Raw genomic sequence first — 3300 nt, forward strand, 5'->3', positions numbered from 1 at the left:
TGCTGACAGCGACGACCTCATCAGCGAACTCACCGGCTCGGCCGGCACGCCCGCGCCCGGTCCCGCGGACGGCCCGTCGCCGGGATGGCGGCGGGGACGCATCCTGGCCGCGGTCCGCCCGCTGCGGCCGGCCGCGAGCCGCCCGGCGGACGACGGCGGCAACAGCACGGCCCCGGGCGCCGACAGCCCCGCCGCCGGACCGGGTCAGCCCCCATCCGGCCCCGCCGGACCGTCCAGCGCCTGAACAGGGCACGGACCAGCGGAACCAGGACCGAACAGGCTGTAACAGCCAAGCAGGACATTATAGCCGGAAATCACATAAAAGACCGTAAGTCAACCTGAGGCCGGCGGACACCCGCCGGCCTCAGTCGTGCGCCAGCCGCCACGCCCTGCGTGCCAGCCACAACGCCCTGCGTGCCATCTGCCACGCTTTGTGGGCAATCCGACACGTCCTGCGAGCAAGCCGACACGCTCTGTGGGCAAGCTGCCACGCCCCGCACGCCAGTCGCGCCCGAGCCATGCCTGCGATGACGCCGCACACCGGCGCGGTCCGGCCATCGCAAAAAACATGAGCATGAGGGGCTCAAGTTTGACGGCGGAAGAGTTATTGTTGGATCCTGAGCCGGCAGGGCTCAACTACCATATGAGCGGCCCACGCGGCATCCTGACGGAGCCGGTGGGGCCGGATCCATCCTGATTCGAAAGGCGCACAGACATGGCACGAGCGGTCGGCATCGACCTCGGCACCACGAACTCCGTCGTGAGCGTGCTCGAGGGCGGCGAACCCACGGTGATCGCCAATGCCGAGGGCTCGCGGACAACCCCATCCGTCGTCGCCTTCGCCAAGAACGGCGAGGTCCTGGTCGGCGAGGTCGCGAAGCGGCAGGCGGTCACCAACGTCGAGCGGACCATCCGGTCGGTCAAACGCCACATGGGCACCGACTGGAAGATGAAGGTCGACGCCAAGGACTTCACCCCCCAGCAGATCAGCGCGTTCATCCTGCAGAAGCTCAAGCGGGACGCCGAGTCCTACCTGGGTGAGACCGTGGCCGACGCGGTCATCACCGTGCCCGCCTACTTCGACGACGCGCAGCGCCAGGCCACCACCGAGGCCGGCACCATCGCCGGGCTGAACGTCCTGCGGATCGTCAACGAGCCCACCGCCGCCGCCCTCGCCTACGGCCTGGACAAGGGCGAGAAGGAGCAGACGATCCTGGTCTTCGACCTCGGTGGCGGCACGTTCGACGTGTCCCTGCTGGAGATCGGTGACGGTGTCGTCGAGGTCAAGTCGACCTCCGGGGACACCCAGCTCGGCGGTGACGACTGGGACCAGCGCATCACCGACCACCTGATCAAGACCTTCAACGGCCAGCACGGCGTCGACCTGGGCAAGGACAAGATGGCCCTGCAGCGGCTGCGCGAGGCCGCCGAGAAAGCCAAGATCGAACTGTCGCAGTCCACCCAGACCAGCATCAACCTGCCCTACATCACCGCCTCGGCCGAGGGCCCGCTGCACCTCGACATCACCCTGACCCGCTCCGAGCTCCAGCGGATGACCCAGGACCTCATCGACCGCTGCAAGCACCCCTTCCAGCAGGCCGTCAAGGACGCCGGGGTCAAGGTCAGCGACATCGACCACGTCGTGCTCGTGGGCGGCTCCACCCGGATGCCGGCCGTGGTCGACCTGGTCCGCGAGCTCACCGGCGGCAAGGAGCCGAACAAGGGCGTCAACCCCGACGAGGTCGTCGCCGTCGGCGCCTCCCTGCAGGCCGGTGTCCTCAAGGGCGAGGTCAAGGACGTTCTCCTGCTCGACGTCACCCCGCTGTCCCTGGGCATCGAGACCAAGGGCGGGATCATGACCAAGCTCATCGAGCGCAACACCACCATCCCGACCAAGCGCTCGGAGATCTTCACCACCGCCGAGGACAGCCAGCCGTCCGTGCAGATCCAGGTCTTCCAGGGCGAGCGCGAGATGGCCGCCTACAACAAGAAGCTCGGCATGTTCGAGCTCACCGGCCTGCCGCCGGCGCCCCGCGGCATCCCGCAGATCGAGGTCACCTTCGACATCGACGCCAACGGCATCGTCCACGTCTCGGCCAAGGATCTCGGCACCGGCAAGGAACAGTCGATGACGATCACGGGCGGTTCGGCGCTGCCCAAGGACGACATCGACAAGATGGTCCGCGACGCCGAGCAGTACGCCGAGGAGGACCGCAAGCGCCGCGAGGAGGCCGAGACCCGCAACCAGGGCGAGACCCTGGTGTACTCCACCGAGCGGTTCCTGGCCGAGAACGGCGACAAGATCGACGCCACGGTCAAGACCGATGTGGAGGAGAAGCTGTCCGCGCTGCGGGCGGCGGTCGCCGGCACCGACATCGCGGCCATCCGCAACGCGACGACCGAGCTCGCCAAGGCCAGTTCCGCGATGGGCCAGTCGCTCTACGCGGACGCCGCGCAGGGCTCGGCCGGCAGCCCCGGCGGCACGCCCGGAGCGAGCGCGGACGACGACGTGGTGGACGCCGAGATAGTGGACGAGGAGGACAAGAAGTGACCTCGGCCCCCAACGACTGGACGCATGGCGCTTCCACCCCGGACGAGCCAGTGGTCGTCCGGGACAAGCGCCGCATAGACCCACAGAGCGGGCAGGTCCGGGTGGAGGCGGCCGCGCGGACGCAGGCCGCCGCCACCGCCGAGGGCGCCTTCACGTCCTCGGCGGGGGGGCCGGCGCCCGGCGCCGCACCGGCCGGTGAGGCCGAGCTGGTGGCGTCGCTGCGCCAGCAGGTCGCCGAGCGCACCGGTGACCTGCAACGTCTCAAGGCCGAGTTCGACAACTACCGGCGCCGTGTCGAGCGTGACCGGCAGGCCCTGGCCGAGCAGGCGGCCGGCAGGCTGCTCCTGGCGCTGCTGCCGACCCTCGACGACATCGGCCGCGCCCGCGACCACGGCGATCTGGAAGGCCCGTTCAAGGCGGTGGCGGAGTCGTTGGAAGCCGCCCTTGAGGCCGCCGGGCTCGAGCGCTTCGGCTCCCGCGGGGACGAGTTCGACCCGCTCGTCCACGATGCGCTCATGCACACCTACTCGGCCGAGGTGACCAGGCCGACCTGCGTGGACGTCTTCCGGGCCGGCTACCGGCACGCCGGCCGCGTGCTGCGGCCGGCGCAGGTCTCGGTCGCCGAACCGGCGCCGGGGGACGCCGACGCCGGTCAGGACGTGGACGGCACGGCCGCCGGGGCCGCGCCGGAGGCGGGCGGCGGCTCGGCAGAAGCCGCCGAGTAGCCGCCGAGTAGCCGCGAGCAGCCC

General features: G+C 70.2%; 2 protein-coding genes and 1 pseudogene. All 3 read left to right on the forward strand.

The features are described from left to right. Positions 1-244, forward strand: a pseudogene (locus AC5LUJ_RS20915) (nuclease-related domain-containing protein); the annotation flags it as partial. A 471-nt stretch (positions 245-715) separates the two neighbouring features. After that, a complete protein-coding gene (gene dnaK / locus AC5LUJ_RS20920; RefSeq protein ID WP_250289851.1) occupies positions 716-2551 on the forward strand; it encodes a molecular chaperone DnaK in 1836 nt (611 codons plus the stop codon). Then, positions 2548-3276 carry a nucleotide exchange factor GrpE gene (gene grpE, locus AC5LUJ_RS20925; protein WP_250285034.1) on the forward strand — a complete coding sequence of 243 codons (729 nt, stop codon included), beginning with the start codon at positions 2548-2550 and terminating at the stop codon, positions 3274-3276. The genes dnaK and grpE overlap by 4 nt, the downstream gene beginning before the upstream one ends. Positions 3277-3300 lie beyond the last annotated feature (24 nt).

It is taken from the genome of Protofrankia sp. CiP1_Cm_nod3, from assembly GCF_982290655.1.